The sequence below is a fragment of the Geobacillus sp. LYN3 genome, assembly GCF_003064505.1.
Taxonomy (GTDB): domain Bacteria; phylum Bacillota; class Bacilli; order Bacillales; family Anoxybacillaceae; genus Parageobacillus_B; species Parageobacillus_B toebii.
This window is the reverse complement of the sequence record NZ_QCWL01000001.1, coordinates 638,118-661,746: the sequence shown is the minus strand read 5'-3', so window position 1 is coordinate 661,746 and position 23,629 is coordinate 638,118. Positions and strand designations below refer to the sequence as shown.

Below are 23,629 nucleotides of genomic sequence, written 5' to 3'. Positions count from 1 at the left end.
TGTATGGATCATATATCCATAGAACTAACACCAAAATCAAAGTTGATTTCCAACCATCACGGATTCAGGATCCCATACAAATCATGGGGTTGTGTGGCATATGGCTCAGTAAACATGTTTTCCTTCACCATGCCGTTTAGCATAATCATTCCTTCATTGGGTTCATCTAAAGCGCCAAGTATGTTCAGCAATGTACTTTTCCCAGATCCGCTTGTTCCCATAACGGCGAGCAGTTCACCTCTGTATAAGTGAAACGACACATTCTTTAACGCCTGAACTTTGTGCCCTGTCCCTTCATATGTTTTACATAAATTTTTGACAGATAAAACAATATCGCTGTTTTCCATATCGCACCTCCACTTTGCTGCTTACATTTTCATTTATTACTTCTTTATCGATTGGAACATTCGCAATCGTCTTTCTCTGTAATAAATCATCCGGTGAATCCATTTAGCCGGAACGTATCCTAAAATCCCGCCCAGCGTATTTAAAATTAAATCATCAACGTCAAAGCTTCCTAATCCAAACAATAGCTGAATCATCTCATATGTAAGGCTCAAACTGCATGCCGCAGCTATAACAGCTTTCAGGCTTAAGAATCTTTTTGCTTAGTACGCCCATATTTGTTTATGTATATTATGTATATCGTTTAGTCAAAACCATCGACAGCACGGTCTGGCCCAATAATAAAAAGAAACCAGAGAGCACCCCATTGACTATCGCTTTTGGCATAACGTCACGAAAGGAAAAAGGGCTTGAGACAAAAGCCATCGCATGATACCATGGCATTACTTCTCCATTCGTTAAATACTCCGTTACTACATAAGTAGCAATCATAACGATCGACACCATGACATTCCGAAAAATCGCAACTAACAAAAAACCGACTGTCGCAAATAGCAAGCTTAGTGTTCCAACATAAACAAGCAAAGGGGCATAATCTTGATTTTCCACTACAGAATGCACCATCCATAAACTTCCTACCAACAGCAATAAATACATGAGTATAAACGGCAATACACGGTATATCCCATGATACCATCTCGATAATGGATAGCTGGGAAGAAGTTCGTGCAATCCTCCCTCAAAATATTCATCATATAAATGAATGATCCACCAGCACGCAAGAGGAGCGATAAGAAATTCAAGCGTATTATAAATATATAAAGAAAAACCTTGATATGCAGCCAATTGATACATAAACAACAGAAAGACAATAAGGGGGAGAAAAAATGACCATCCCATTGATTTTATTTCAAAAACAAAATTTATCTTTTTCAATGGTTATCCCCCTTCATCATATAAAGGTAAGCATCTTCCAATGTCGGATGAACACGTTTCGCCTCTTTTATACTTTCCTGCGATAACATTCTAACAATATAGCGATCCCCGGCTTCTTTCACCGAAATAATTTGCGACTCCGGAATTTGTTCTAAGTCGCGCGAATTCACGTCTTTTTCCCACACGAGTCCGTCTACTATTTGCAACACTTCTTGTCTTGATCCTTCCAACAGAATTGTCCCCTTATTCATCATAGCAACATAATCACATGTTGTTTCTAAATCCTCGACAATATGGGAAGAAATAATAATGGTTCGGTTGGCGGAGATTTTCCGAAGCAAATTGCGAAATCTTACCCTTTCTTGAATGTCCAATCCAGCAGTAGGTTCATCTACAATAACAATTTTCGGATTGCCTAATAAAGCTTGAGCAATCCCAACTCTCCTGATCATTCCACCTGACAGATACTTGATTTTTTCGTTTCTCTGTTCATAAAGATTCACATTTTCCAGCACTGCATCAAGCTCCGATATTCTGCGTTCTTTGTTAGTAATTCCTTTTAAAATAGCAAAATGATGAAGCACTTCATAAACCTTCATCGTTTTATAAGCGGAGAAATACTGCGGCAAATAGCCAATTAACGGTTTCACTCTTTGGTCGTTCTCCCACGAAATATCACCGAAAGTAATTGTCCCTTCTTCCAAAGGAAGCAAAGTCGCTATGATCTTCATTAATGTTGTTTTTCCAGCCCCATTAGGACCGAGCAAACCGTAAGTTCCCTTGATATTCAATGAAATATTATTTAATACAACCTTGTTTTTATACCGTTTTTTCACATTTCGAATTTCTAGTACGGACACTTATAAATCCTCCTTGATGACGATATATTGCTCTACAAGCTTCTTTAATTCGTTCCAATCCTGACTTCCACTTTCAATAAGCTGGAACCACTCTTGGCAAAAGCGATTTTTCATTTCCACGTTTTCTTCCTTCTTTATCCATTGGACGATACTGCTTTTAATTTGATCCTTTTCCGATTTTATCGCGTCCATACGAGGCAAAAAACTGCCGTCATCTGGAATACCGTATTGTTGGTTATAGACGTAAGCATAAACGGAATCGAATAAATGGAGATACTCCATATCTTTTATCGGAATCCCTTTGTATTTCCAAGTAAGAGCAGGAACGAGCATATACGTATAACTGGCCTCATCCTGCGGAAGAATCGTTGCCTGATACTGCAATGACGTCCCATAAATAAAATGGTCAGAGGCAAACCATATGTACTCCTCGACAGCGAAATCATTAATGGAGAGAATAGGGACAAAAACAACCAACTTTGGAAACCCTTCATATGGAATATGAAAGTTGCGTGAAATGGTTTCCATAATATGACTAGTGTGCTCTTTAAATTCAGGATATTGGTACATATTCTTCTCCCAAGTCATCGGTTGCACAAATTGCGTACCATCGTTCTTCCTATTCATCTCCGCTATCTTACCAACCACTACCGATAACCCAAATGAAGATCTTCCATGCCATTTCTTACTCCCAACCTTTTTTATATTCGTATATAAAGGAGTAGGCCCGTCATAGGTTAAAGTAATTTCGGCATCATTGCCCCACTGATGATTATTTCTAATAAGACCAATTTTCGTATATTGAAAAGCAGGTTCTACATTGCTCGATGGCAGCCACGGAAAGTAATATGGCAAATATACCGCTCGTGAATTAGCGAAGAACAACGGCGAACTCAATCCTTTATAAGAAATGGAAAGCTGACAACTTTGCTTAGGTGGCAATTCGCTTGGCAGCTGAATGTTTAAAAGATCGTTTTTTTGCTGGAATGACAATTTTTTATGGCTGCTCGAAACGTCTATCACCTTAAATCCATGGTACAAAGACAAGGATATATTGTCTAACGGCTGTTTTTGATTGTTCACTATTGTAATAGCGGTATCGATCTCTACTAGCCGTTTTATCTTCATATGGACGTCATACTTTGTAATCGCAATCACTTGATGCGGTACAGAATTCTCATGAGACAAAGCCCGATAGTACGTTTCATCGACACGCTCCCTTGTTCCTGCCAGTAGAGAATTACTAATATAGATTTGTCTGTCTAAAGTAAAGTAATAAATCAAAGCTCCTATACTCCCTATACATACCGCAACATACATATAAAACCGTTTTTCTATGTTGCCTCGTTTTCTTAAAAAATGGGTGAAAAGAAAAAGAAAACTGATACATAGCAGCATAAATAATCGTTTCATCCAATGGTAAAGAGAAAGTTCAAATCCATATAAATCGTTAAATAACGCATAAGGGTTTGGTTCTCCAAGATTGATCCATGCAAGAAAATCAGAGAATACCGGTTTGGATGCGGCTGTACCAAAAAAATAAGAATTTGCCGGCCCAATTAACGCCCAAACGAAAAGAATAAGAGGGTAAATGATTTTTCCCTTAAACCAAGATGCCAACAAAGCTCCTATTAGCATAGATAAAAAGAAGGAAATTCCCCAGTATAGGACAATATAAAGAAACACATCATAATAGAAAGGAAGAAAAGATATACCCTTTGACAAAAACAAAAATACATAGATGGAAAAAACAAATAAACAAATAAACAAATCAATAACACAAGAATGAAAAAAAAGAGTAATTTCCCGATAAACTTAGAAAAATTTCCTTTTGGGATCGATGAAAATATATCGTGTAAATGATTATTTTCTTCCAGTCTAATCAATAAAACCCCAAAAAATAAAAAAGCAAGCATTCCCCCTTGTACTGCAAAACTCATTCTTACTAATGCTTCCCCAGGAGAAAAGTTATATCCGGTAGAATAAAAATGAAAACCGTAGTACACATACGTAAGAAAACAAACTAGCAAAATCCAAAAAAGCGGATTTCTCCGAAAAAGGATCCACATGACGTTCATAGAATTGAAAACCTTCATATGGTACACCTCATTTTAGCGATCAGATGCGGAAAGCAATACGAGGTTGACATTACCCTCATATTGCTTTCCCTTCATCTACTGATTTTCGATATATGTTAAACCATTCGCATAAACCGCTCCACTTTCGCCAGCCCATTTCGAGCGCGGATAATACTTTCCGTTAGTTACTTTTAAATTATATACGGAGCCTTCTTCATAATCGTAGACTCTTCGATTAAACACTTCTGGATCGAATCCTGTAACTTCACGCGACACCATAGCATAGAAGTCAATATGACTGTTATTTTGGTACGTAACTTCATTCAGAACTCCATCACCGACAGAAATACTTGAGCCAGAAACATCTAAATGTGAAGAGTCAATTCTGGCAATAGAAGATGCTGCTAGAGCACTCGCACCTATTAACAAGGATAAACCTAAAGATGAATAGGCAAATTTATAGCAATAAGCTGAGTAGTTAACTCATAAATTATCATTCATAGTAATAAAAGCATACTTCGATTGGTTAAGAAGCAGTGCCATATCCCGCTTTATCGTCACTGCCAATAATCGGATCATACCAAACATAAAAATTATAAGTTCGGTAATTTATTCAAATTCTTTGTTCATTTTCAAAAGTTCGATGATTCCTTTGCTTGTATATTTTTTAAGGATAATATGGACGATGACGCGATTGATAAGAAGCAGAATGAGTAACAAAAAAATGACAAGAAAAATTAGATAACCAATAGAGTGAAGCGGAACCAACAGCAATCCTACCAATATTGTATACGAAATGATAACTGCAATAACCTTAAAAAAGATATGGTTGATATTATATGAATATATTTCTTGAACGCTCTCATTACTATACCCATACTGTTTCAAAATCCCCATATCTCTTTGTTGGACTTTGAGATATGAGTTGAAAGAGAGGATAACATGTGTAGCAGTGATCAAAAGAATAACCAGAGCCAATAAAGAAGCAAGGATCGCCGTATTTTTCATAGATCCAGTGAAATTATCAAACGCTTTAAAAGTGTATCTTGTGTTATAACCAAGATCGTTCAATAATCTGGCTGCCGCTTCGACATCCGTAATCTTATCGACATAAATATACATATTTTTGAGCACTTGAATGCCGAACGGATTGTCCTGATCATATTTTTTCACGAATTCATCCCAGCGCACGTGAAATGCGATTTCAATCATTTTTTCAAATGTATGACTACCAACATATAAAATGCCTGTATCTGAGATTACCTCATCGCCTTCATATAATGTAAATGGATTCCTTTCAAAGACGCCGCCTTGATTGGCCACAGGAAAATCGACATTCTGCTGGCTGCTGAATCCCCCCTCTTGAACGTCGATCACTGGAATTTTCAGAACTGATCTTTGTTTGATTGTTTTCCTTGCACATGTCGTATTTACTTCCAAATGGCAATTTCCAAGCAAACGGGCAGCCCCTTCGTCTAAACCATATATAAAGTATGTATTGCCATTCTCATCTTGAACCCCAAAACTGAGTTGATATAGTTTGTATAATTGAAATTTCACATTTGGCAGATGTTTTGAGATTGCCTCTTTGACCTTGTCTTCATCTTGAAACGTTAAAAACTGTATCTGCGTGTTCCCTTCTCTTTTGCTAGTGATCTCGATCATATGTGTATTGTCGTTCCGAATAAAGTCTTTATCCACTTGTAAATATTGATTAATGAAAAAAACCGATGCTGTTGAAATTAAAACGAGCGACAAGATAAACAATCCAATCGATATTTTTAAATATGAGCTGGATTTCTTTAAAATGAGCTTGGAAATCTGCCTTGCTATTTTTTATTCATATTGCAAACTCCCGTTCACTAATTTTAAATGAATGCTATTACTCGGCATCTGATCATTCTCATGGCTCACAATAATAACCAGTTTATTCCTAAAAGCATGAGTAATTGCATCCAAAATGCTCTTCCTGTTCTTAGCGTCTAGCTTCGACGTCGGTTCGTCCATGAGTACAATATCTGGATTCGACATAAACACATTGGCCAATTGAACACGCCGTTTTTCTCCACCTGACAGCATGGAAACCTTTCGATCTATTAAATCAATGATGTGAAAACTCCTTAAGACATCATGCGCTGTTTTTTCGAATCCGGCAGCATCAGGATGAAGTACAGCATATTTGATATACAAGTTCTCTTGAACAGTTAAATTGGAAAACAACATATCATCTTGAAAGAGGTATTCGATTTTTAAATCCCCCGCCCTCTCTACCTCACCTTCATCTGCATGAATATATCCGGCTATGATGTTCAATAATGTTGTTTTTCCTGAACCGCTTTCACCGCGAATAACATATATATTTCCGTCTTTGAATTCAAAATGGACATGATTCAAGACCTTTTTCCCGTTAAAGTTTTTCGTCACATTTGTAAGCTTCAGCATGATCATAGGCACTCCTTTGCTCCGCTGTACACCCTATTTTATGCTCATTGAATCGTAATTCGTTTGATATCCCTTTGGCCGTAAACGATAACCTCATTTTTCTCAATCGAAAAATCGATCACATCCGTCGCAGACCCTATGTGTTTCTTCGTTTGCGTGTCGATCACGTCCAGTATCAAAGTCGCATCACGATTAGGGTAAATTTGGATTAACATTTGACTGTCTTGATCGAAATAATTCAGGATTTTTTTAGTAAAAACATTGTTACCATGATATATTTTTTCTTTATCCGATCGATACAGCTGATCATTGAGACAATACAACTCACCGGCTTCTAGGCCAGTTTCGAGTAATTGCGGCATATTGTTTCGATCAGACAAGTCTAGCACGTACAATGAATAGGAGTCTGTAGGTTTATCATAAGCAGTGTAATAAAGCTGATTATGTATGATGACCCCATAAGATATCAGCCCTTTTGCATTAGGATAATCGATCAACTGATGTTCTCCTGCATCCAAACGAACAATAGAGCGCTTTATTTCTGCACCATTTTTGTCGCAGTATAGCATGATAAAAAAGAATCTTTTTCCATCCGTAGCCAAAGGGAAAATGGCTTGCTGATCCTCTAGACGATAGATTTCTTTTATTTGATTTTGATGAATACGCAAAATTGAAAAGTCTTTAGCGTGACTATCCCCTGCAGTGTAGTAGTTGCTTTTTGTATTAAACTCGTATACAACGTAATTTGGTCTATTCGTTTGTTGCTCTATCGTTTTCGTTGCCAGATTGTATGCCAATAACTTTTGAGTAAACCTGTTATATAGAATCATGCAGCTGTCTTTCGATTGACATTTGGGCAAGGTTACGCCCTGCCCCGACAAAGACGAACTATTGTTTTCTGAATTATTATTTTCATTTACGATACTACAGCCAGAAACAAAATAAAATACTATGCCCATTATGAGCATAACTACTCTTTTCATTTATTCACCTCACGAGCAGATGCTTCACCCCCACTATATCAAAATAAATCTGAAAAAACATCCGTATTTTCCGCAAATTTGATTGCGGAAAATACCTATTTTTTAGAAAACGATGACAAAAGTTGTAATATAGTGTAAAATTTTGATAAAAATATTGGTTGGAGGTAGGTATTATGAACCAAAACTTATGGAATGTTCTTCAAACACTACTAGAGAAAGATTCCATCGGAACAACGGAACTTGCGTTAGCAAGGGAGAGTTTAAGTCCAGAAGTCTTCTCAGCATTGGTAGAGTATCTGCAAGATGGATTGAAAGCGAAAGGAAATCCGTGGGTGTAAGGTTGAATGAATATTGTTGGAAGAAGCGAAATAAAGACTTTTTTGCAAAATCACTTGTCCACTAATTGCATGTTAGAACAAGAGATCATACAATATATTTTCCATATGCTGCACCGCAAAGGAAAAATATTTAACCATGATGAAACCTATTTTTCTTGGGGAGAATTTTATGCGTACGTATCCTCATTCCATTTTGATGAGGATACGTGCAGCCAATCTGTTATCACTCACGCTGCTGCTATTGAACTGCTTATTTTAGCAACAGACATTTTTGATGAGATTTCTGACCATGATCAAAGTAATGAGATAATAAGCCAGTTATCTATAGGCGAAACGGTCACCATTGCCAATGCGATTATGATGGAAGCGTTTCGACTCATTCTTCACAACTCTAAGACAGATGTGTATGAAAAGTTTGCTATTATCATCCATGAGTTGCAAAACGCTTGTAATGGACAATGGAGAGACTTGCATTTTGTCATTTCTGAACATGTTCCGACAGAAGAAGAGTATTTTCATCTCATCCAACAAAAGTCTTCGTCCTTAGTAAAACTAGTTTGTGAACTCAGCGATATCCATAACCAAAACATATGGGGACCCATTGCAACTGACATCGGCATCGCTGGCCAACTGAAAAATGACGCAAAAGATATTCTTTCTGATGATAAGAGTGATTTAATAAACCAAAAGGCCACTCTTCCTTTCATTAAAGCCGTTGAATATAGCATCGAAAATGATAATGGGTGGCTGCTAAAGAAACTTCATCAATTGAAAGCAAATGATCACAACTCTCTATTAATGCAGGAGATTAAGAATTATATACGTAAAACCGGAGCAATCGATTACTGTTTCATTCTCTCCAAAGTTTATATGAATAAAGCATTGGACCAGCTTGCTGCCCATTTTCCTGAAAAACAAGTTCAAGTGAATCGTTTAAAAAGTTATCTAGAAAGCTAGGGATAATATGAACAAAAAAGTTTTTCCCTTTGTCATGCCACTCATTTTTGTCCTTATTATTTGTTATAATCTATTGAAAATGTACAATGAGCACTTTTCGTTCCAGCATTATTTCACGATGTTCATTGGAATGGCGTTTTTGTTTATTGGCATCTATAGCTATGTGCAAAAACCGAACTCCATCGTTGTTCAACATTTTTTAGCGTTAATGTTTATTAGCGGACTTGCTATTGCTTTGTCAACTCCTTCTAGCTGGAACATAAAACCGGCAAAAGAATTGGAAGTGATCGCCGTTTCTTTTGCCCCGTATATTCTTATGAAATTTTTTGAGCATTTTCCTTCATCTACAAAACCAGCATTTTTTCGTCAGGTGCGTATAATCACATTATTTATCGCTATTTTCGTAACGCTCAATTATTTTTTAATAGGTATTCGTCACGATGTCATCGTCAGCACGATCGTTCGGCCATGCATTGTTGCAAACATGGTTCTATCGTTACTATCTTGTATTGTCATCTTTTATTTACACCTTCAATCCAATTCCGATAGAATAAGAAATCAAATGTATCTTTTAATCGCTGGCTTGATTCTGTCGTTTGCTCCTGTTGTCATTCTTAGCTTAATTCCAGGTGCATTTTTTTCTTTTTCAGGCGTTCCTTTTCATTATAGTCTTAGCAGCATCATTGTCTTTCCTATGACACTGTCATATCTATTAACAAAGCAAGAAGTCGTTGATTTTCGAGAAATCTTTCGAAAAATTAGTTTTCAATTATTAGCAGTGATTTTGAGTTTAGTTGCATTTAACCTATTATTGGCTATGTTTTACAAATTCAACTTAAAGTCAGCTGTCTTAATAAACACCCTGCTCGTATGCACCTTCGTTGTTTATGACCTGATCCACAAAGGGTTGGAACCTTTAAAAATGAAAAAATGGGATCTTAAGAATCAAGAAATACAAAAAGAAAAATTGCTCATCCTTCAGCAATTGCTGAACGGGAAGCATTTGGAATATTGCGCAAAGCTCCTTGCTGATTTAATACATAAAACGATCGATGTTAGCGGAGTATGCCTGATATGGAAAAACGATAACATCCCTAAGATTTTACATAAAACAGGGGTTTTTCTCCATTTCAACGATGCGGAACTACTGACTTGCGTTCATCCAAGCTGCCATCCTGAAAAAATGAATATCAATGGAAAGAACTTTTTTTTCTATCCTATGAATATGGAGGATGTAACAATCGGATGGATCATCATCGGGGAAAAAACGAACGCGACGGTTTTTGAAAAAGAAGAAATCAAACTCATCGAAAAAATTCGAACCGACGCGACAGAATTATTTTCCAGCTCGAAATCGTTACAGCAAATCGAAAAACAGTTAAAGGAAACAATGAAAGAATCTCAAGATTATAAACAATTTCATTTGCTGCTGATTAATGAACAGGAAGAGGAAAAAAAGAAACTATCTGTTTTCCTCCATGATGAGGTGTTGCAAAATTTAATCCTGCTTTTTAATAAACTTGAATTGCTAAGCAAAAATAAAAAAATGGATAACGGAGTTTTCGAAGACATTAAAGAGTCACTCCGCAACAGTATTTTTGAAATAAGGGAAATGTGCCATGAGTTATATCCGGTTATAGTAGAAGATTTGGGATTGGAGAAAAGTCTCTATTCATTAAAAAGAAAATGCCAAACGAACCATAATGTGATCATTGAGATTGATTATAATACGAATCTGAGAGTCATTCCCGCTTCCCTCTCTATTCAAGTGTTTCGAATGATCAAAGAATTGGTTTGCAACTCTATCAAGCATTCTTCGTCAAAGAAGGTTTTCGTTTCTGTTGTAGAAACGAACAATTTCCTAAACATAAAAGTAAAAGATCATGGTATTGGATTTAAGGTGCCGAATCGTTTATCAGAGTTATCGCAAAACAATCATTTAGGATTGATTACGATTCAAAAACGAGTCAATCAGTTAAAAGGCACACTTGACATACAGTCTGAACCGAGAGCTGGAACTTGCGTTTCGATAACTCTGCCAATAGATGGGGATGGAACAAATGAAAATCAAAGTATTACTAGTGGATGACCATTTATTAGTGATGCTCGGGATTCAACAATTGTTAGAAAATGAAGCTGATTTAGAGGTTGTAAATACGATTTGTCATCCCGCCCGTTTAGAGGAGGAAATCATCAAGCACAACCCTGACGTCATTGTCATGGATATAAGAATGAAAAACGATAACGGAATTGAATGGACGAAGAAAATCGCTGAAACATATCCAACATGTAAAGTCGTTATTTTATCAGGGTATGACTATGACGAATACATTCACGCTGCTTACGAAGCTGGGGCTTATGCGTTTGTGACAAAAGAAAATTCCGCCTTTGAATTGGCCAATGCGATTAGGCAAAGCCATTTAGGAATCAAATCTTTTCCGATTGACCGATTATCCAATTATAATTCTCCTCTCACAAAAATAGAATTAAACATTCTCCAACTCATTTCCGAGGATAAGACAAACGCAGAAATCAGCGAGCTGTTAAACATAAGCAGAAGAACGGTCGAACACCACGTATCTTCGATTTTGCGAAAATTGGATGTCGACTCACGGGTGGGAGCGGTTGTCAAAGCGATGAAACTAGGAATATTGGAATAAAAACAGCCCGATGGAATGTTGTCCATCGGGCGTCAGTTAAATAATTTCTAGAAATACACGATGTAAATAACAAGCGCCAAAACAATACGGTACACCGCAAACGGCACGAGGCGGATTTGGTTAATAAGCTTTAAGAAAAAGCGAATCGAAATGAGTGCGAACAAAAACGCGCTAATAAAGCCGGCGGTGAAAAACGGCAGAGCGTCGATCGTAAAATACTGCCAGTTTTTCAGCAAAGAGAGCACGCTCGCTCCCATCATAATCGGAACGGCCATAATGAACGTAAAATCGGCTGCCGCCCGGTGGCTCATTCCCACCAATACCCCGCCGGAAATCGTCGAGCCGGATCGGGAAAATCCTGGCCATAAGGACAAACATTGAACAAGACCGACGATAAGCGCCTGCTTATATGTAATTTGGTCCACCGTTTGCGCTTTTGGCGCCTTTTTGGCAAATACATCGGCGGCAATCATCAACAGCGCCCCGAGCACTAATCCGATCAGCACGGTTGCTGTGGAAAATAAGTGCTCGTCAATATAATCTTCAAATAATACCCCTAATACCCCTGCTGGAATGAGTCCAACGATCACTTGCATCAGCTTCAAGCGCGGCTTCCCATCACGATGGCGTCCGCGCAGCCCAAGCAAGTCGATAAATCGGTCTTTAAACACGACAACGACCGCCAAAATCGAGCCGAGCTGAATAACGACCTTAAAGGTATTTGCTGCATATTTTCCTAAAAATTTCTGCGATTTCAGCCACATATCATCGACAATAATCATATGACCCGTTGAGGAAACAGGGGCAAATTCCGTTAATCCTTCGACCATTCCTAAAATAATGGCCTTTATAATCTCTACAATGTCCATCCTCTAGCATTCCTTTCTTTTCGAAATTATGGCTGTCCTTATATAACATATTTCTCCGCTATGCCAAAATATCACGATTCTCTTCTTTTTACATCACTTTTTTGCTTTTACCAATCGATACACACCAAAAAGTCAGCACGCCTTATTTTACTATAAATCTTCAATTTCTACCACCGCCAAAAGAGGTATCTATCTGCCATAAGCCATTCACCGTTTAAGCTCACGATGATTGACGCAGAAAAAAGGGTGTCCCCTTTCGCTTTTGGAAACACCCTCTGTGATGATTATATAATATCGTCTCCACCGTCGAACCAATCGCCGACATCCAACATGTCTCCTAGGTCATGGTCATCGAGCGCTTCCTCAATGACATCCTCCAGCAACTCCTCCGCTGCCATACCTGCAAGCATTCCTGCCGCAAATCCTCCAATCGCTCCCGCCATTCCATGTCCGTGGTGATGAGATACGTGCCGCGGAGGATAGGAAGCATGTGGAACGTACGATGTGCCAGCATAAGAACGTGGCTGCTCGATCATTTCTTCGATAGCTGTGTGCAATTTTTTCGCGGTTTCTTCCACATCCTCTATTTCTTCATCGCTCAAGAAGATTTCTCGTTTTATTTCTCTTTCATGGAAGCCGCCAAATCCGCTCCATACATCCACTTCAAGGAACAATCGAATACCGTTTTCTTCGATGAATGCTGAAAATTCTACTTCTTGAACAGTGCCTTTAAACACTTCCGTTGGGAAAAACGCAAATTCCTGACCATATGCAGTTATTTTCCCAGATGAAGGCTTTTCGCGGAAGCCGAGCTTTTCAAACGCATGAAATAGTTTCTCGAGCGATAGTGGAGGAAGAATACGGATCGCATCTTGGTCAAAAGCATCGACTCCGTCTGCAATATCTAAACGTGTTACAAACGTATAACCCACGCTAGGACGAGTAATTGGCAAATGCAGTGGAAGCACATACGAAAACGGCAATACTTTTCTTTCTCCAGGCCGAATCGTAAATGAAGGGGAAACCGGAATGACAGCAACCGTTCGGCGATATGCTTTTCCATTCGTCTGAACGATAAGCTGTAGTTCCACCTCTAATTTGCGAATGCGTTGTTCTACTGTTCCTCCTTCAATAAAAAACTCCCCTTCCAACTTCTCCCCAAGGCGCACGTGAGGATGATGCAGCACAAGATCGACTTTCGCAGCTCCTACTCCAAGCTTGGACAAAAGCTTTTTCAACATGGCACCGATCTCTCCTTATGGAATAATGTTTATTTCAACAATGGTTACGAACCAACCAGCAAAAAGGATTCAACATAATAAATCCTAAAGGCAAATAGTACCTTTAGGATATTCTAAAAAATATTTTGACAATCCCAAGAAAGATTAAAACCATCCCAGGGATGACAGTTGCTTTTTTCATTACCTTTGTCTTGGCAAACATACTTCCGACCCTGAATCCTAAGCGAATGAAAATGATATTCCATGTACATACAAGCAAAGCAAGCATAAACGGTGAATAGCCTAAAAATGAGGCGCTTAATCCCGCCCCAAACGCATCCATCGATAGCGCGAAACCAATAAGCAGCGCCTCTTTTATGCTAATGCTTCCCGAACGATCTAAATCCGCTAACATTGGGCGTTTCAGCACTTGAATAACGATACCAAACCGTTTTAAATCGAATCGCCATACTTTGATTCTAAGTTGTTTTGGCAATGGTTCGGAATAATCACATTCATCCTCATCTTTTTTAATAACATTATAAATCGCCCAAATGCCGAGCGCAATTAGCAGACATGAGGCGATCCATCGTTCCGCTTGCACCGGTAAAAACAATAGAAGAAAGCTGCCAACATGCATAGACAGTAGTAACATCACGCTGGACATACACGCAATAATCATAACGGATCGAAGCGGAAATTTAATATTTCTCATTCCATATGTCACACCGACACTGAAACTATCCATACTCACGGCAAAAGCTAACATGAACATCGATATATATTTCCACATAATTCGTTCCTCCTGCGTTACTATATGCAAACAACAACGCAGAGGAAACCATTTTGTTTCATTCGACACATATCGATTTCCAAGGAAATATTTCCGCTTTTATCGACACATTACTCTTTTAAATGATACGGCAACGTCGCAATGACAATATCTTTTTTCATAATAAAGAAAAAGCGCAAAATAATCGCTGTTTGGTTGTGCAGAAGCGTATGCCACCATTTTTTTACGATGAATTGCGGCATTAAGATCGTAACCGGTGAATCCCATTAGAAAATACAAGACGATCGCCGCGAGCCGATAAGCTCCTTGGCAAAAATCGATCATTGGCAATAAAGGAATTTTGCTTATTTTATGGCTTGCTGTTTTTTCTTTCTCACTCTTTTGCTTATTTTTCGCTTCTCGCTTAACCAATCATCATTTTTTTAGATAACAAAACAAATCATGTTTGCGATGCAATGTGGCCAGCCTAAGGCGATCGGTCCAACTCTTCCTCGCAAATATTGTAATGTTAAATCACCAGCATTCAATGTATTCAATCCAGCTGTTCGCGGTGCTGCGTCCTGATAAAGTCCGCATAGTTGTACATCAAACATAGAAAAACATACAAGTACGCTCAATTTTTCATTGCTTTATTTTTAATCATAATAAGCAATTCCATTAATAAAATGATTAGAGGGCATGACCATTCCTTTATTTTATAAATTTTACATAAATCATGAAACTATTTGTCTTCCATTTTCGTCTATATAAAATGGAAAGAAATGCTTGGCCATTTTAAACCGATGGGGGAGGGAGAGGTTCACCGCAAGAAAACAAAAAAAGAAGTGGAAATATGATAAAAACATTCCAATTGACTTTATATAAAATAGATATTATGCTACTTGACGTAGAGACTTTTCAATGTAAAATGGTGACATAACGTTTTTTTTGCATGCTGCACGGAACTTTGTGCAGCTGTTGGTCATATATTCATATATTCGTAGTTATTTGCGCCAGACGTTGGAATAACGAATAAGGAGGCGAAGAGGACGTGAAGAGGATTGGTGGAAAGCTATTAGAAAAATACCGTTCTCTCCCTAATCAATATATTGGTTTTTTTATTTTTACCGTATTTTTATTTTGGATGAAAACATATGCAGCTTATCAAGCTGAATTTAATTTAGGCATTAGCAATTCCTTGCAGGAATTTCTATTATTTATCAACCCAGTTAGTTCGGCAATTTTCTTTTTTGGATTAGCGTTACTCGCGAAAGGGAAACGAACATATACTTGGCTCATTATCATTAATTTCATTTTATCGTTTATTTTATACGCCAATATTGTTTATTATCGTTTCTTTAGCGATTTTATTACGCTGCCGACGCTCACACAAACGAAAAACTTTGGCGATCTTGGCGCAAGCATTTGGGAACTAATAAAGTGGTACGATATTTTCTACTTTTTAGATACGATTATTTTAATTGCTATTGTCGTTTCGAAGCGTTTTTCGTTGCCAGCAGTTCCGGTCGGACGTTATAAAAAAAGCATTGTGTTCGCCATTTCTGCTCTCATTTTCAGTGTAAACCTTGCACTAGCGGAAGCAGACCGTCCACAATTGTTAACAAGAACGTTTGATCGCAACTATATCGTGAAATATTTAGGTGTTTACAACTATTTGATTTATGATGCTGTACAAAGCATGAAATCGTCGACACAGCGTGCTTTTGCGAACAAAAGCGATATCACAACCGTTCTGAACCATGTACAAGCAACATATGCAAAACCAAATCCAAAGTATTTCGGTGTAGCAAAAGGAATGAATGTGATTTACATTCATTTGGAATCATTCCAAAGCTTTTTGATTAACTATAAATTACATGGTGAAGAAGTAACGCCATTTTTGAACTCGCTCGTTCGTGATCCGAATACGTTTTACTTTGATAACTTTTTCCATCAAACAGGTCAAGGGAAAACATCCGATGCTGAGTTTATGCTAGAAAACTCGTTGTTTGGATTGCCGCAAGGAGCCGTGTTTACGACAAAAGGACAAAACACGTACCACGCAGCTCCGGCTATTCTTTCCCAGCAAGGGTATACGACAGCGGTATTCCACGGCAACTATAAAACGTTCTGGAACCGCGATGAAATTTATAAATCGTTTGGTTTCGACCATTTCTTTGACGCAAGCTACTATGACATGAGCGATGAAAATGTGCTTAACTACGGGTTAAAGGATAAACCGTTCTTTAGAGAGTCGATTCCGTTGTTAGAATCATTGAAAGAGCCGTTCTATGTAAAATTTATCACGTTATCGAACCACTTCCCTTATCCAATCAGCGAAGAAGAGGCAACAATTGAACCAGCTGAAACGGGAGATGGCTCGGTAGACCGTTATTTCCAAACGGCTCGCTATTTGGATGAGGCATTAAAAGAGTTCTTTGATTATCTCAAAAAATCTGGTTTGTACGACCGTTCCGTCATCATTTTATATGGTGACCATTATGGAATTTCCGAAAATCATAACAAAGCAATGTCACAAGTGTTAGGAAAAGAAATTACACCATTTGAACATGCACAATTGCAGCGAGTGCCTTTATTTATCCGTGTTCCGGGTGTCAAAGGCGGAATTATGCACCAATACGGCGGACAAATTGATTTATTGCCAACGGTTCTTCACCTATTAGGAATCGATACGAAAAACTATGTTCATTTCGGTACAGACTTGTTGTCACCGGAACATCAGGAAATCGTACCATTCCGTAATGGTAACTTTGTCACTCCGACAGTGACAGCAGTAAATGGAAAATATTATGATTCGAAAACGGGCGAACCAATTAAAGAAACACCGGAAATTAAACAGCTTGAGCAAATCGCCCGTACAAAACTCGATCTTTCGGACAAAGTCGTATACGGAGATTTACTGCGGTTCTACACACCAAAAGGATTCAAACCGGTCGATCCTACAAAATACGATTATAATAATCGTGAAGATAAAGAAAAGGGAAGTAAATAACAGCTTCCCTTTTCTTTTTTATTACTTTTCGGTTTAAGTATACTTTTTTCACATCAGACCGCTGTAAAATTTGTTCTAACGCTTGCGGAGTCACTTCGGCACTGCACGAAGAGATATAGCGGAATTGATGGTGGATTTTCATGCGGAAGTGTTGTTTTTCAATTTCCTGGAGAGCAAAAATACTATTCTTTTCATGAAAATGAATGATAACCGGAATTTTTTTTGCCTTTTTCATCCATCTTTCTAGCTGCTTATGAATCATACAAGGAGTATACATAAAAGGCTTATACATACTTACCATAAAATGGCGCAAAGGACGGTCTAATTTATGTGTATAATTGCGCGCGAGTTGAACGATAGAATATCCAAACATTCGATCTCCCCCTCTAGTGAAACCTTGATATACTCTATGAAAAAGGAGGAGCTTCGCAACGGCTTGTATCTTGCGACAAACCAATCAAAAAAGCCTATCACACTTCATAAAGTGCGATAGGCTTGCTATACGAATTTATCTTTTCACTCGTTCCAACTCGATTTTATTAGCCTTTCCTAAATAGTACTCAACTTGTTTCAATACATTTTCTTTTTTCTCATAGGCACCGATTTGCTTTCCATCAACAATGACACGAATCAAATCGTTCGAATCCGACTTTTTCATTAAATGAAAAGCTTTCTCTAACCCATTCACATGCCCCCTTGCGATCTTTTGAAGAAACGCAGGGTCTTTCAACTTTTCCGCATCTTCCTTTCGATCGACAAATCCGTTTTCCGTAAGCACCGCTGGCATGACCGTTTCTCTTAGCACGTAAAAGTCTGCTTTCTTCTTCCCGCGATCATGGAATCCTGTCGCCCGTATCACTTCTTCGTGAATGATATCGCGAATCCGCGCTGTTGTTGAGTGATCCGAAAGTCCTTCATAAATGTAATCCTCATACCCCGTTCCTCCGCCAGCATTCACATGAATCGATACGTAAACATCGGCGCCCCAGCGGTTCGCTTTAGCCGCCCGCTCGCTTAACGGCACGGCCGTATCGCTTGTTCGGCTTAATTGCACCGATACGTTTTTATATTCATTTTGCAATATACGCCGCATCTCCAATGCAATGGACAACGTAATATCTTTCTCTTGCAGTCCGTTTCCAAGTGCGCCTGTATCTTTTCCGCCATGTCCCGGATCAATAAAAATTTTCAGCATATGTTCCCCCCTATCAATTCCATGACAGAACCTCACTATTAGAATATGCACAACGATGAAAATCGCAACGCATCATCGTCTATGATAGAAAAATAAGGCACAACGGAACTAACATTGAAATGGATGAGGAAAGCGTTTGTCCCTTGATCGCTATAATTTTCCTTTATGATGGCGAATGCGATACAATGCGTTTGCGGCCAATGCAGCAGGCCAATTCAATATGTTTCCTTGCATATGGAAGTGTAATTGTTCTTCTTCAAACGACATGTTTTCATACATTTGTTCTTGCGAAAGCTTCGATTTTCTTGCCCGTTCTTTTATTCCCGATATATACAAATATTGAATTGGAACCATCACAATAAAATACAACAATACAACGATGCCAAAAAACAACCACGCCGATGTCATCCTCATTCCCCCCTTTGTTATATTTACGAACCATATTTCCAAAAGTTTCATTTATTGTAATGGTGAACCATGATTCTATAAATGCATGGCAGTGCCATCAAAGTGGAAAGCATCCTGGGACAAGGTACAACATTATCGTAAAGCTTCCTTATTAACAACTTCCAATTCCCTTATGATATAATCAAAATCAAGAATGAAGAAAAGGGGAGGCATGTTCATGAGCCGAGCACAGCAATTCGTGCAACACTTTTTATCCCATCGCAATGTCACGGTGGAGTTAATTAATAAAATCGAGGAAAAGCATTATGACTACAAACCGACACCAACGTCGATGTCGGCAAAAGATTTAGCCACTCATATTCTTTTTAGCTTTTATAAATTCGCCAACACCGCAAAACAAGGGGATCCAGCGTTATTTACACAAAAAATCGAGGAAGCGGAGACCAATTTGCAAAAGCTTGCTGAAACATATACAGAAAAAACGAAGCAATTGCTCGAATCCCTTACCGATGAAGATTTCGAGCGCGTTTTAGATCTCACAAACGTATTTGGCGCAAAAATCCCAACAGCGCAATTTTTGCAAATGGCGATGGACCACGAAATCCATCATAAGGGCCAGCTTTTCGTATACGTCCGCGAAATGGGGCATACCGACTTGCCATTGTTTGTCAAACGAGGATAATGAAAAAACAACCAGGCGTCTCTCTCCAAAGACCGTCTGGTTGTTTTTTCATACGCTTACCTATTCGATTTTGCAGTTGCCGTCCATGCATTGGCCTCCTCCATCCGCTGCCAGCGGCTGCAATGGAGAGTTTGCGTTTTCCTCTTCCCATACTTTTTCAAGCGCCTGCATAAACACTTCGGTCGGCTGTGCGCCGGAAATCGCGTATTTGCGGTTCAGCACAAAGAATGGCACACCGCGGACGCCGAAACGAGCCGCTTCCGCTTCGTCTTTTCTCACCTCATCAGTATAGCGGTCGCTTTCAAGAACTTGTTTTACTTTATCGCGATCCAGCCCTGCTTCGCCTGCCAACTCGATAAGCACGTCATAGTCGCTAATTAGTTTCGAATCGGTAAAATACGCTTGAAACAGCCGCTCTACCATTTCCCGCAGTTTTCCTTGTTCTTCGGCATATTTGGCAAGACGGTGGGCGTCAAACGTATTCGTCGGTTTCATCGTGTCAAAGCGGAACGTCAGCCCAACGGACTCTGCCTGTCTGCCAATATCGGCATTGACCCTTTTCGCCTCTTCAACTGAAATACCATATTTTTGCGCAATGATTTCGTGAATCGTCATATCATAATGTTTTTTTGCGTTGGGGTCCAGCTCAAAACTGCGGAATATGACTTCGACTTGGTCTTTATGCGGAAACTGCTCAAGCGCTTTTTCCAACCGGCGTTTCCCAATATAGCAAAATGGGCAGACAAAATCGGACCAAACTTCTATTTTCATCGTATATGCACCTCGGTTTAGGCTCTCCGTTGCATAAACAACAAGAAAGCAAAATTTCATGTTTCCACTTTATTGTAGCGAATCGCCATGCCGGTATTCAAATAAATGAACTTGGCATGCATAAAGGAAATGCCGCTCACAACTATTTTGTAATGCGAAACTTCTTATTAAGCAACCATGTCATAGCTAATACAAACAAGCCGAAAAGGATCCGAACCATTCCTCCCGCTTCGATGCGGTAACCAAATTCAGGGACAATCCTTTCCGCTAGGACAAATATACCGATGACAAGGCAAAAAGCAATCAAGACAACCAAAAACTCTTTTACCTTGCTGCTAAAGGTGCTCGAAACATCACGGAAAACGAATTTTCTAACCGAGTGCATGACAAGAGCAACCACTAACAAAATAACAGCAAAGTCAATAACAAAAAGAACAAACACTTTTCCGAGATACACGGTATCATCCACATCTGTAAACAGCTCTGCTGCTAGTTCCACCGCACCTGTCGCCAAGGCAATGAGAGCGAATAAGCGGATCGCTAAATAGCCAATAAAAGCATATATATTTCTCTTTTTTTCCTTTGGCAGCTGACGAATCAACTCATCACAATACGCTTTCGGATCTTTGCCGAATACATCTTCCGCACTTTTGCCATGCTTCTGTGCCTCCAATAAATGATCTAGCAATTCCATCAACAATTCTTCGCTTTGCTGTTCCGATAGCAACAAATGGGAACGGATATAAACGAGCATATCCTCATAGTAGTTTCGATTATGTTCATTTAATTGTTTACGCTTTTCATTATTAAGCGCAATCAAATCTTTCGCATTCATGTTACCTCTCCCCCTCGTAAAATCGCCTCTACCGGCGTCCGAATACTCTCCCACTCGGTGATGAAGTCTTGCAGCGCTTTCTCCCCTTTTTCTGTCAGATGATAATATTTCCTCTTCGGGCCTGAAGGGGAGTCGCGCATTTCTCCCGCAATCAACCCCGCTTTTTGCAGGCGAAGCAACAGCGGATAAATGGAACCTTCGCTTACGTCATTGAGGCCAAATTGCTGCAGCTTTACTGACAATTCATAGCCGTACACGGATTCTTGTTTAATAATGGCCAAAATGCATCCTTCCAGCACCCCTTTTAACAACTGGCTTCTTAGCGACATGTTTTCCAGCTCCTTATATACCTTGTAATGCAAGATAGTCAGCAAAAGAAAATGTATCTTGCAATGCAAGATACCTACATGTTTATTATATATCCACTTCCATATGAATTTCAACCAAAATATTCCTTACATTTCAGTGTTGATTTTAGACCACAGACAAAAATAGACCTTGTTCAACGAAACCCCCCGTTAGCCACCTATGCCACGTTGCATGGCATCACAGATGGTGGAAGTTCATTCATTCTTCCAATTGAACATAGTATCCTCTAATCATTCTAGTTTTAATTTTTAAAAGGGCTTATTTAAAAAAATGAATGTCTGTTTGGATTTTTTTGCTGACGTTCTAATGATCGGACAAGCACATATTTTTGCAGGCCTCTTGCGGAAGAAATAGCGAGATGGCCAAGCTGTTCCGCCTCTTTTTTGTCTCCTTGGCGAAAAGCCTTTTCTGCCTCCAACACATAACAGAGCGCTGGATTTGCCACGTTGTTCTTTGCTTGTGCAAACTGCTCCTCTTTCCCTTGCATGAGGGCGACGAGCGCCTGGTTATAATAACGGACGGTATCGTTCTTGATTTCATTCGCTATGTCAGCGGCTTCATCCAGCTGATTTTTCTCTATTTGAATATTCGCCAGCGCCGATTTTCGCGCTTCTTCATACTTTCCCGTCAGTTGTTCGGCATATCGCTCCGCCTTCTCAAGATCCCCGTTTGCCAGCGCCAGCATCAAAGCGTAATAAGGCTGCTTCTTTCGCTTCTTGAGATATGCTTCGACGAGCTGGATATTCTTTGTCCAAAAAAGAACATACGCATGATAACCGACAATGACAACGACCAGCGCAATGACGATTCCGACGGCGGCCCAATCCGGGATCTGCACTCCCGCCATCCCGAGCGTCCATCCTATTGCGGCTCCTACTATGCACCAAATAATAAGTGTCCTCATTTCCAAACTCCTTTGCTATGTTTTCAACATTCAAAGAGAAGTACAATAGCGTACACTATAATACCGCATGGACTCCAGTGATCCTTCTACCATAAACATCCCTTTTCCGATGAGCGCTTTAAGACGATATTCGATGAATAAATCACCGATAAACTCATGGAGATTACCATATACCTCCCCCACCAATCTAGCCGCTTTGATCCACTTTTGCTCGCCGAAATCTCGTTGTAGCTGTTTAGCTGTAGCGATGATTTCTTGATCGTAATAATCTTCCGGAACGTTTGTTACCTCATTTTCCGTCCATAGCCGCAAAACCGCAGTGCTGGCTGCTAATTCCCCCCACTCCTGGATAAGCTGCTCTTTCTCTTCTAGCGACAAAACATGATGATGGGCTCTTGTTTCCATCATAGCCCGGAGTTTTTCAGGCGGAATTTCTCCCGTATGCCAAATAGAATAATGAACTCCTTGTTTCGTAAACAGATCGCTATGCGCCCTCGAACTATTTATGACGGTTATGTGATTTGTTTTTTCGCGCAATAAATACAGAACATATCGAAGCCCGATTTGTTCATGCGCATTTTCCCCGCTCCAAATCGTAATCTCCGCCTGCTCAGGAAGCATATTGATGCAAGCAATCGTATGCTGAAAGCGCGCTTTGTACTCTTTCTCATAAAATCGGCTGTCCGAAAGATGTTGCCGCAGCCAGTCTGCACGCCGTTTTCTCCCTTCTTCCTTGTGCAATTGCCATATCGGACCGATCGAGAAAATATCGGAAAAATGGAGCACACTCTCTTGTTGATCTATTCCCATCTCCCGCAGCGCCGCTTTGATCCCGCCTGCAGCTGAATCGCTAAATACGATATGTATGCTCATAAACATCCTCCTTTACTTATAGAATAACAAATGTTGGAATATAAATCTTTGGCTCTTCACCACAAGTTGTACTTGATCATTTAAGGTAGGTGTGCATAGAGGGTACAAAAAATGCGAAT

At 39.3% G+C, this 23,629-nt stretch carries 26 protein-coding genes and 1 pseudogene; 6 read left to right on the top strand and 21 right to left on the bottom strand.

The window, feature by feature from the left end; translation table 11 throughout:
• Window positions 1–89: 89 nt before the first annotated feature.
• The 9 genes and pseudogenes from DCC82_RS03435 to DCC82_RS03390 form a co-directional block, all read right to left on the bottom strand.
• Window positions 90–347 (bottom strand): annotated as a pseudogene (locus tag DCC82_RS03435) (ATP-binding cassette domain-containing protein); the annotation flags it as partial.
• A gap of 36 nt (window positions 348–383) precedes the next feature.
• On the bottom strand, window positions 384–578 hold the full coding sequence (locus tag DCC82_RS03430) for a VanZ family protein (protein ID WP_260440996.1): 195 nt from the start codon (window positions 576–578) through the stop codon (window positions 384–386).
• Window positions 579–636: 58 nt separating this feature from the next.
• Window positions 637–1,281, bottom strand: a complete 645-nt coding sequence (locus DCC82_RS03425; RefSeq protein ID WP_108430239.1) for a hypothetical protein — start codon at window positions 1,279–1,281, stop codon at window positions 637–639.
• On the bottom strand, window positions 1,278–2,141 hold the full coding sequence (locus DCC82_RS03420) for an ATP-binding cassette domain-containing protein (RefSeq protein ID WP_090952448.1): 864 nt from the start codon (window positions 2,139–2,141) through the stop codon (window positions 1,278–1,280). The genes DCC82_RS03425 and DCC82_RS03420 overlap by 4 nt, the downstream gene beginning before the upstream one ends.
• Entirely contained in the window at window positions 2,142–3,761 is a 1,620-nt protein-coding gene (locus DCC82_RS03415) for a M1 aminopeptidase family protein (RefSeq protein WP_146177909.1), read from the bottom strand.
• A 554-nt stretch (window positions 3,762–4,315) separates the two neighbouring features.
• A complete protein-coding gene (locus DCC82_RS17930; protein WP_062679273.1) occupies window positions 4,316–4,648 on the bottom strand; it encodes a hypothetical protein in 333 nt (110 codons plus the stop codon).
• A gap of 180 nt (window positions 4,649–4,828) precedes the next feature.
• Window positions 4,829–5,977, bottom strand: a complete 1,149-nt coding sequence (locus DCC82_RS03400; RefSeq protein ID WP_233252914.1) for a hypothetical protein — start codon at window positions 5,975–5,977, stop codon at window positions 4,829–4,831.
• Between the two features lie 78 nt (window positions 5,978–6,055).
• Window positions 6,056–6,661, bottom strand: coding sequence for an ABC transporter ATP-binding protein (locus tag DCC82_RS03395; protein ID WP_233252913.1), 606 nt, complete (start codon window positions 6,659–6,661; stop codon window positions 6,056–6,058).
• Between the two features lie 44 nt (window positions 6,662–6,705).
• Window positions 6,706–7,644: a hypothetical protein gene (locus DCC82_RS03390; protein ID WP_013401801.1), complete on the bottom strand. Its 939-nt coding sequence runs from the start codon at window positions 7,642–7,644 to the stop codon at window positions 6,706–6,708.
• A gap of 173 nt (window positions 7,645–7,817) precedes the next feature.
• Here DCC82_RS03390 and DCC82_RS17585 point away from each other — a divergent pair, with 173 nt between their 5' ends.
• The 4 genes from DCC82_RS17585 (at window position 7,818) to DCC82_RS03375 (ending at window position 11,599) form a co-directional block, all read left to right on the top strand.
• Window positions 7,818–7,982, top strand: a complete 165-nt coding sequence (locus tag DCC82_RS17585; protein ID WP_187252146.1) for a hypothetical protein — start codon at window positions 7,818–7,820, stop codon at window positions 7,980–7,982.
• A 6-nt stretch (window positions 7,983–7,988) separates the two neighbouring features.
• Window positions 7,989–8,939 (top strand): polyprenyl synthetase family protein, encoded by a 951-nt coding sequence (locus DCC82_RS03385; protein ID WP_108430235.1) that lies wholly within the window; start codon window positions 7,989–7,991, stop codon window positions 8,937–8,939.
• Between the two features lie 316 nt (window positions 8,940–9,255).
• The gene (locus tag DCC82_RS03380) at window positions 9,256–11,028 is read left to right on the top strand and encodes a sensor histidine kinase (RefSeq protein ID WP_233252912.1); all 1,773 of its coding nucleotides are present in this window, start codon (window positions 9,256–9,258) and stop codon (window positions 11,026–11,028) included.
• Window positions 11,000–11,599: a response regulator transcription factor gene (locus DCC82_RS03375; protein ID WP_097354905.1), complete on the top strand. Its 600-nt coding sequence runs from the start codon at window positions 11,000–11,002 to the stop codon at window positions 11,597–11,599. Before DCC82_RS03380 ends, DCC82_RS03375 begins: the two co-directional genes overlap by 29 nt.
• Window positions 11,600–11,646: 47 nt before the next feature.
• On the opposite strand, the gene DCC82_RS03370 is transcribed toward DCC82_RS03375, so the two are convergent.
• From DCC82_RS03370 to DCC82_RS18510, 4 genes are all read right to left on the bottom strand, one after another.
• Complete coding sequence (locus tag DCC82_RS03370; protein WP_089096729.1) at window positions 11,647–12,468, bottom strand: undecaprenyl-diphosphate phosphatase; 822 nt, start codon at window positions 12,466–12,468, stop codon at window positions 11,647–11,649.
• Window positions 12,469–12,752: 284 nt separating this feature from the next.
• Window positions 12,753–13,709 (bottom strand): sporulation protein, encoded by a 957-nt coding sequence (locus tag DCC82_RS03365; protein ID WP_097353925.1) that lies wholly within the window; start codon window positions 13,707–13,709, stop codon window positions 12,753–12,755.
• 103 nt (window positions 13,710–13,812) lie between these two features.
• Window positions 13,813–14,481, bottom strand: a complete 669-nt coding sequence (ytaF, locus tag DCC82_RS03360) for a sporulation membrane protein YtaF (RefSeq protein ID WP_097353926.1) — start codon at window positions 14,479–14,481, stop codon at window positions 13,813–13,815.
• Between the two features lie 110 nt (window positions 14,482–14,591).
• The gene (locus DCC82_RS18510; protein ID WP_255265232.1) at window positions 14,592–14,723 is read right to left on the bottom strand and encodes a hypothetical protein; all 132 of its coding nucleotides are present in this window, start codon (window positions 14,721–14,723) and stop codon (window positions 14,592–14,594) included.
• 788 nt (window positions 14,724–15,511) lie between these two features.
• Here DCC82_RS18510 and ltaS point away from each other — a divergent pair.
• Window positions 15,512–17,473, top strand: coding sequence for a lipoteichoic acid synthase (gene ltaS / locus DCC82_RS03355; protein WP_097353927.1), 1,962 nt, complete (start codon window positions 15,512–15,514; stop codon window positions 17,471–17,473).
• Here the strand turns inward: ltaS and DCC82_RS03350 are convergent.
• From DCC82_RS03350 to DCC82_RS03340, 3 genes are all read right to left on the bottom strand, one after another.
• Window positions 17,421–17,846, bottom strand: a complete 426-nt coding sequence (locus tag DCC82_RS03350; protein ID WP_233252911.1) for a protease inhibitor I9 family protein — start codon at window positions 17,844–17,846, stop codon at window positions 17,421–17,423. The two genes, ltaS and DCC82_RS03350, sit on opposite strands and share 53 nt — an antisense overlap.
• Window positions 17,847–17,981: 135 nt before the next feature.
• Entirely contained in the window at window positions 17,982–18,668 is a 687-nt protein-coding gene (locus DCC82_RS03345; protein ID WP_097353928.1) for an N-acetylmuramoyl-L-alanine amidase family protein, read from the bottom strand.
• Between the two features lie 150 nt (window positions 18,669–18,818).
• The gene (locus DCC82_RS03340) at window positions 18,819–19,076 is read right to left on the bottom strand and encodes a DUF3949 domain-containing protein (RefSeq protein ID WP_062679281.1); all 258 of its coding nucleotides are present in this window, start codon (window positions 19,074–19,076) and stop codon (window positions 18,819–18,821) included.
• A 217-nt stretch (window positions 19,077–19,293) separates the two neighbouring features.
• On the opposite strand from DCC82_RS03340, the gene DCC82_RS03335 reads away from it, so the two are divergent.
• Window positions 19,294–19,758, top strand: a complete 465-nt coding sequence (locus DCC82_RS03335; protein ID WP_062679282.1) for a DinB family protein — start codon at window positions 19,294–19,296, stop codon at window positions 19,756–19,758.
• A 60-nt stretch (window positions 19,759–19,818) separates the two neighbouring features.
• Here DCC82_RS03335 and DCC82_RS03330 read toward each other — a convergent pair whose 3' ends face one another.
• The 5 genes from DCC82_RS03330 to DCC82_RS03310 form a co-directional block, all read right to left on the bottom strand.
• On the bottom strand, window positions 19,819–20,529 hold the full coding sequence (locus DCC82_RS03330; protein ID WP_097354906.1) for a DsbA family oxidoreductase: 711 nt from the start codon (window positions 20,527–20,529) through the stop codon (window positions 19,819–19,821).
• 142 nt (window positions 20,530–20,671) lie between these two features.
• A complete protein-coding gene (locus tag DCC82_RS03325) occupies window positions 20,672–21,364 on the bottom strand; it encodes a DUF1129 family protein (RefSeq protein WP_097353929.1) in 693 nt (230 codons plus the stop codon).
• Window positions 21,361–21,693 carry a PadR family transcriptional regulator gene (locus DCC82_RS03320; RefSeq protein WP_097353930.1) on the bottom strand — a complete coding sequence of 111 codons (333 nt, stop codon included), beginning with the start codon at window positions 21,691–21,693 and terminating at the stop codon, window positions 21,361–21,363. Before DCC82_RS03320 ends, DCC82_RS03325 begins: the two co-directional genes overlap by 4 nt.
• 302 nt (window positions 21,694–21,995) lie before the next feature.
• Window positions 21,996–22,637, bottom strand: a complete 642-nt coding sequence (locus DCC82_RS03315) for a tetratricopeptide repeat protein (protein ID WP_097353931.1) — start codon at window positions 22,635–22,637, stop codon at window positions 21,996–21,998.
• Between the two features lie 30 nt (window positions 22,638–22,667).
• Window positions 22,668–23,510, bottom strand: coding sequence for a DUF1835 domain-containing protein (locus DCC82_RS03310; protein WP_062679285.1), 843 nt, complete (start codon window positions 23,508–23,510; stop codon window positions 22,668–22,670).
• Window positions 23,511–23,629 lie beyond the last annotated feature (119 nt).